6 protein-coding genes and 1 pseudogene are annotated in these 6,808 nt (G+C 62.2%); 5 read left to right on the top strand and 2 right to left on the bottom strand.

What is annotated here, in order from left to right:
• From UP06_RS17400 to UP06_RS17385, 4 genes and pseudogenes are all read left to right on the top strand, one after another.
• Positions 1–281: pseudogene (locus UP06_RS17400) on the top strand (IS66-like element accessory protein TnpA); the annotation flags it as partial.
• On the top strand, positions 278–634 hold the full coding sequence (tnpB, locus tag UP06_RS17395) for an IS66 family insertion sequence element accessory protein TnpB (protein ID WP_045004130.1): 357 nt from the start codon (positions 278–280) through the stop codon (positions 632–634). The pseudogene UP06_RS17400 and the gene tnpB, both read left to right, overlap by 4 nt.
• A 122-nt stretch (positions 635–756) precedes the next feature.
• On the top strand, positions 757–2,235 hold the full coding sequence (tnpC, locus tag UP06_RS17390; protein WP_045004267.1) for an IS66 family transposase: 1,479 nt from the start codon (positions 757–759) through the stop codon (positions 2,233–2,235).
• Between the two features lie 157 nt (positions 2,236–2,392).
• Entirely contained in the window at positions 2,393–2,983 is a 591-nt protein-coding gene (locus UP06_RS17385; protein WP_045004129.1) for a hypothetical protein, read from the top strand.
• Positions 2,984–3,285: 302 nt separating this feature from the next.
• Here the strand turns inward: UP06_RS17385 and UP06_RS17380 are convergent, their stop codons facing one another.
• Positions 3,286–4,377: a TRAP transporter substrate-binding protein gene (locus tag UP06_RS17380; RefSeq protein WP_045004128.1), complete on the bottom strand. Its 1,092-nt coding sequence runs from the start codon at positions 4,375–4,377 to the stop codon at positions 3,286–3,288.
• A 285-nt stretch (positions 4,378–4,662) separates the two neighbouring features.
• Between UP06_RS17380 and UP06_RS17375 the strand changes: the two genes are divergently transcribed.
• Complete coding sequence (locus UP06_RS17375) at positions 4,663–5,748, top strand: SDR family oxidoreductase (RefSeq protein ID WP_045004126.1); 1,086 nt, start codon at positions 4,663–4,665, stop codon at positions 5,746–5,748.
• A 107-nt stretch (positions 5,749–5,855) separates the two neighbouring features.
• On the opposite strand, the gene UP06_RS17370 is transcribed toward UP06_RS17375, so the two are convergent.
• A complete protein-coding gene (locus UP06_RS17370; protein ID WP_245305495.1) occupies positions 5,856–6,647 on the bottom strand; it encodes a dienelactone hydrolase family protein in 792 nt (263 codons plus the stop codon).
• Positions 6,648–6,808: the final 161 nt, after the last annotated feature.

The raw sequence follows: 6,808 nt of genomic DNA, 5'->3' as shown, positions 1-6,808 counted from the left end.
TGTTTGGCTGGCGACGTCAGTTGCGAGAGGCAGCAGGCGGTCATTCCGAAATAGAAGAAGTGCAGTTTGTGCCGGCGGTGGTGGATGTCGCAGTGCCGGCGCCTGCTCTTGGCCGGGAGCGCAAAGTGGCGCGCTGCAAACCCAAACCGGATGTCCGAACTTGCCGTTGCGATGCCGGGATCATCGAGATCGAAGTCGACGGCATCACGATCCGGGCCGGTCGTGGTGCGGACACGGCAATGATTGCGTCGATCGTCCAGGCGCTGAAGGCGAGCCGGTGATCGGTCCGTCGGGTGCGGTCCGGGTGATGGTGGCGACCAAACCGGTGGACTTCCGCAAGGGGATGGAAGGGCTTGCGACCCTGGTGCGCGAGAGCATGGGGGCTGACCCATTCTCGGGAGCTGTCTATGTGTTCCGTGCCAAGCGGGCGGATCGGATCAAGCTGGTGTTCTGGGACGGAACGGGTCTGTGCCTGTTCGCCAAACGGCTTGAGGATGGGATCTTCCGCTGGCCGAAGATCGAGGACGGCGTGATGCGTCTGTCGGCGGCGCAATTGTCGGCGCTGTTGGAAGGGCTCGACTGGCGGCGTGTCCACGAGGTACGGGAGACGCCAGCGCCAACGCAAGCCGGATAGTTGTTGGCAGCGCTGCGGCGAAGTGAATCAGGGGCATCGAGCGCGTCGCCAGATGGCGGCGAATATGCTCTGAATTGCGTGTGAGCGACGCCCTGCCTGACGATCCCGAGACGCTGAAAGCGATGCTGCTTGCCGAGCGGTGCGAGAGCGAACGGCTGCGTCAGATCATCAAGGAATTGCAGCGGCATCGGTTCGGCCGGCGGGCAGAGACCTTGCCTGAAGATCAGATGCTGCTGGGCCTGGAAGATGTCGAGCAGGTCGCAGCGTACAGCGAGACGGCGCAGGACGTCAGCGCACCTGAAAGCCGTGAGGCTCGGGCTCGCAAGCGCCGGATCAACCGTGGCGCCTTGCCAGCGCACTTGCGGCGGATCGAGGTCGTCGTCGATATCGACAATAAGATCTGCTCCTGTTGCCAGGGCGAGTTGCACCGGATCGGCGAGGATAGAAGTGAGCGGCTGGACCTGGTCCCGGCGCAGTTCCGGATCCTCGTCACCCGGCGTCCCAAATACGCCTGCCGGGCTTGCGAGGACGGTGTCATGCAGGCGCCGGCCCCGGCCCGGCTGATCGAGGGTGGTCTGCCGACCGAGGCCACCGTCGCCCAGGTCCTGGTCTCCAAATATGCCGATCACCTGCCACTCTACCGGCAGGCGCAGATTTACGCCCGCCAGGGCATTGAGCTTGATCGTTCGACGCTGGCGGACTGGGTGGGACAGGCAGCCTTCCATCTGCGCCCGTTGCATGAGCGGCTCCTTGGCAAGCTCAGGCAGCGGCCAAAGCTGTTCGCCGACGAGACGACGATGCCGGTGCTCGATCCCGGCCGCGGGCGCACCAAGACCGGTCAGCTCTGGGCCTATGCGGCGGACGACCGGCCATGGGGCGGTGCCGATCCGCCGGGCGTCGCCTATGTCTATGCGCCCGACCGCAAGGCCGACCGACCGATCGCTCATCTGGCAGGCTTCAAGGGGATCCTGCAGGTCGACGGCTATGCCGGCTATGGCAGGCTCGCCGAGCGTGGCAACGTTCAGCTTGCATTCTGCTGGTCGCACATGCGGCGTAACTTCTACGAACTTGCCACCCCCGGTCCTGCGCCTATTGCGAGCGAGGCGCTCAAGCATATCGCCGAGTTCTATGCCATCGAGAAGGACATCCGCGGCCGCAGCGCCGAGGAACGTCGTCTCGTTCGACAACAGAAAAGCCGGCCGCTGGCGGAAGCCTTCGAGCTGTGGCTCCGCGCAAAGCTCGCGTTGATCAGCCAAAAGGGCAAGCTGGCAGACGCCATCCGTTATGCGCTCTCACGCTGGGATGGCCTGACGGGCTTCATCGATGATGGCCGTATCGAGCTCGACAATAACGCCGTCGAGCGCTCGATCCGTCCGATCACGTTGAACCGTAAAAATGCGCTGTTCGCAGGCTCCGACGGCGGTGCCGAGCACTGGGCCACCATCGCCTCCCTGGTCGAAACCTGTAAGCTGAACGACCTCGATCCGCTTGCCTACCTGACCGACGTCCTCACCAGGATCGTCAATGGTCATCCGAATAGCGAGATCGATCAGTTGCTTCCGTGGGCCTATTGCCGTCACGACCTCAGAGCTGTGGCCTGAAAACAGCGCTTACGGTGATCCCGGGTGCGCCCACCGAGTTGTGATCATTCAGCCATGATCAACCGCTACGACCGGTCACCGCGTTTCATCCGCAGTTCATTTTGAGTTCCGTAGCCTGTGAGCGCGAAAATCAACCGTTCCCAACAAGGAGACTTCCATGCCTGCCTTGCTTCGTCCCGCCCTTACCGCGTTCGGCGTCGCGTGCCTTCTGTCCGCAGCATCGCTTGCCTCCTCCGGCCCGGCGCTGGCGCAGGCCAAGCAGCAAGCGGCGCCGCCCGCCCAGGCCGCGCCCGCGCAGACGCCGACGCTCAAGCAGGCCGCGCTGACTGACAAGCAGGTCGACGGCGTGCTCGCCGCGCAAAAGGACATGGACGCGATCACGGCAAAGCTGCCCGAGAATACCGCACCCGACCAGAAGGTGATCGCCCAGCTCGACGCCGTCTCCAAGAAATACGGCTTTGCCAGCTATGACGATTACAACAACGTCGTCGACAATATCAGCCTGGTGCTCGGCGGCTTCGACCCCACGACCAAGAAATATGTCGGCAACGAAGCCGTGCTCAAGTCGCAGATCGCGCAGGTCCAAGCCGACAAGAAGATGCCGGCCAAGGACAAGAAGGAAGCGCTCGAGGAGCTCAACGAGGCCCTGAAGACGCCGGCGCCTGCGGTCGAGAACAAGGGCAACATCGATCTCGTCGGCAAGTATTACGACAAGCTGGTCGCAGCACTCGGTGACGATCAGAACTGAGGCTGCATTCTCCGCTGTCATGCCCCGCGGCTTGACCGGGGTATCCAGTAAGCCGCGGCCGCCGTGGCGAGAGTCCCGTAGGGGTGGGCAAAGCGACTTGTCCGCCGTAGCTCGAAGAGCGAAGGCGGAAGCGTGCCCACCACTTCTGTCCGAGCCAACGAGATGGTGGGCACGGCGCTTCTCGCGCCTCTGCCCACCCTACGATAGCCGCGCTTGCCTTTCGTATTCGCAACCCAAACAGAAAGCCCCGGAGACATCTCCGGGGCTTTCGTCGTCCCCCGTCTTGCGAGCCGTTCACCGCCTCACGTCTTGGTCCGCATCCGCGCCATGAAGCCGTCGAAGCTCAGCTCGGCCACCTGGGTCCAGGGCAGCGAGTCATTGCGATACGCCATCATGCTCGCATGCATCTTGCCGAAATGCGGGTTGGTCTTGGAGAGATCGGCGTAGATCTCGTTGGCCGTGGCGTAGCAGGCTTCCAGCACTTCCTGCGGAAAGCCCCTGAGAATCGCACCGTTGACGATCAACCGCTTGAGCGCCGGAGCGTTCACCGCATCGTACTTTCCGGTGATCCAGGTGAAGGTGTCACGTGACGCCGCATCGACCGCCGCCTGATAATGCTTGGGCAGCGCGTTCCACTTCTCGATGTTGATGATGTTATGGCCCTGGCTCGTGCCTTCCCACCAGCCGGGATAGTAATAGTACTTCGCGACCTTGGCGAAGCCGAGCTTCTCGTCGTCATAGGGGCCGACCCACTCGGCCGCATCGATGGTGCCTTTTTCCAGCGCCGGATAGATGTCGCCCCCGGCCAGTTGCTGCGGGACGCAACCGAGTTTGGCGAGGATCGTGCCGGCAAAACCGCCGATGCGCATTTTCAGGCCCTTGAGATCGTCGACGGACTTGATCTCCTTCCTGAACCAGCCGCCCATCTGCGCGCCGGTCGATCCGGTCGGGATGCCGTAGACGTTGTGCTCCTTCAACAGGTCGTTGACGAGGTCCTGGCCGCCGCCCCACAGCAGCCATGAAATCTGCTGGCGCGTGTTCAGTCCGAATGGCAGCGCGGTCGCGAACGTAAAGGCGGGGTTCTTGCCCCAGTAGTAATAAAGCGCGGTGTTGCCGATCTCGACGGTGCCGTTCGACACGGCGTCGAGGACCTGAAGGCCAGGAACGATCTCGCCTGCTGCGAAAGGCTGGATCTGGAATTTGTTGTCGGTGATATCGGCGACCTTCTTGCAGAAATATTCGCAGCCGCCGTAGAGCGTATCGAGCGCCTTGGGCCAGCTCGTGGCGTATCGCCATCTGACCTCGGGCGCCGACTGCGCGATCGCAGGCGCTGCGACGGCGGTGCTTGCAGCCAGGCTGCCGCCTGTCACTTTCAGGAAATCACGACGTTTCATGCGTACCTCCGTGATGCCGATGTCTCGACCAGGGAACGATCTTGGTGTCGTCTTTCGTCGTCGATGATCGACGTTGTTGTCTGAGACTTGTGAGCGTTTCCGAAAAGGCCCTGATGGGCTCTTGTTGTTGGAATTCCGATCATTGCGGTTCCGAGAGCGAGGATGACCGGGCGTTCTGCGATAATCAAGCCTGCTGCCGTCCTTGCAGGTGCGAACGCCGGCCAGACGCAAGTCTGGACAACCCGCGATTTGCTATTCGATTGGGCAACAACAAGGGAGGCAACAATGGCCGCCAGGAAAATCGTGGTCGCCGGCGCAACAGGTCTCGTCGGCAATGCCGCCTTGCGACACTTCGGCGCAGTGAGCGGTTGCGATGTTGTCGCCCTGTCGCGGCGGAAGCCGCGCGATCTCTATGGCGCCCGCTACGTTCCGGTCGACCTGACGAATGAAGCGGACTGCCGCCGCGCCGCGGCGGAGCTGCGGGACGCAACGCATCTGGTCTATGCCGCGCTTTACGAAGCGCCGCAGCTGGTCGATGGCTGGCGCGACCCGCAGCAGATCAGGACCAACGATCTGATGCTGCGCAACCTGATGGGCGCGCTCGAGCCCATGGCGCCCGACCTCAAGCATGTGGCACTGCTGCAGGGCACCAAGGCTTATGGTGTTCACGTTCGCCCCTTGACGGTGCCGGCACGCGAGGGGCGTTCGGAAATGTACGAGCAGCCGAACTTCTATTGGGCGCAGGAGAACTTCCTGCGCGAGCTGCAGATAGGCAAGAGCTGGCATTGGAGCATCCTGCGGCCCGTGCTGATCGTAGGTCTCGCCATGGGCGGCGCCATGGATTTGATCCCGCCGCTCGGCGTCTACGCCGCGATGCTGCGCGAGCAGGGCAGGCCGCTCGACTTTCCCGGTGGCGCCGCGCGGGTATCGCAGGCCGTCGATGTCGACCTGCTGGCTCGCGCGATCGCGTGGTCCGGCGAGGCCAGGACGGCACAGAACGAGGCGTTCAACGTCACCAATGGCGACGTCTTCACCTGGGAGAACATCTGGCCCGCGGTGGCAGACGCGCTGGACATGAAGCCCGGCAAGCCGGTGCCGCTGTCGCTTGCCACGGAGTTTCCCAACTGGGTCGGTCCCTGGGATGCGTTGCGCCGTAAGCATGGACTCGTGTCGCCGGGCTTGGCCGAATTCGTCGGGCTGTCGTTCCAATACGCCGATTACAGCATGCGCTACGGCCAGACCGATTCCGGTCCGCCCTCGATCGTCTCGACGGTGAAGATCAACCGCGCTGGCTTCACCGAGATGATGGACACCGAGGACATGTTCCGGAAGTGGTTCAGGCAGGCCAAGGCTGAGCGGCTGCTTCCTTAAGGCAGACCCAAGGTCGGGCATGTCCGGGACCGTTGGCTAGGTCAGCTTGTGACCCCGAAGCGGAAGCTGCTCCAAGCCGCGTATGGGGGCATTCGCTTCGCTGTCACTCAACGGGAAAATTGAGCAGAGAGGAAACTCTGCGTCTCCTCGACTGCCTTCCTGGCCGCTTCCGCATCGTACTTGAGCCAGTGCCCGTACATTTCCCTGCCGTCGGCGAAAGCCGGAACGCTAAAGGCGTGATAGGCACCGGGATAGACGACCAGCTTAACAGGTGCGCCCATGTCGGCTCGCCTCTTCATCCAAAGTTCGCAGTCCCTCGCAGGCAACCAGTCGTCGAGTTCGCCGATCAGGATTAAAGTGGGAACGATGAGTTCCTCGGAAGCAAAGCCGCACGCCGGAAAATAGGCCACCGCGGCCTTGAACTTTAGATCCCGAGGAGCGTCGAATGTTTCCACGTGGTGGGGCGACGCTAATTCCAGCGCAACCGTTGCACCCATCGATCCTCCAAGGACAGCGATACGTTGAGGATCGACAAAGGGAAGTTTGGAAAGATAGGATAGAGCGCCTAAGGCATCACCTTGGCGGGCAAGCATCAGGGCAGGCATCGTTTTGGTGCAGGCGTCCTTGATGCCACGGGTCGCAAAGCTATCGACTGCAAGTGACACATACCCCAATCCGGTCACGGATTGAGCGATCGACTTTCGGTCATCTTTCGAAAGTCCATCGCATCCATGGAGAGACACAATGGCTGCGAATGGGCCGTCGCCCTCAGGTTTCGCGAGGTAGCCCTCGATCGTATCCGCCGCCTTCGGGGCTTCGCCACGCTCGCGCGCCAAGCGCTGCTGGAGCTGGCCAAGGCGGACTGGAGCACTGTCGAACCTGACCAACTCTTGTGCCATCGTGACGGCGTTCGTGCAAACGCACGTAATCAATACTGCTAAACGAAGACATGCTCCGGCTCGTGTGCCCATTTTACCTCGCCCCGTCTTCGTAACAGGGTCAACGTAACAGAGTTATGTCAGTCCATCCAAAGCGCAAATTCAGGACTGCAGACATGCGT

This window comes from Bradyrhizobium sp. LTSP857 (genome assembly GCF_000938285.1).
Taxonomy (GTDB): Bacteria; Pseudomonadota; Alphaproteobacteria; order Rhizobiales; family Xanthobacteraceae; genus Bradyrhizobium.
This window is presented reverse-complemented; position numbering and strand designations above follow the sequence as displayed.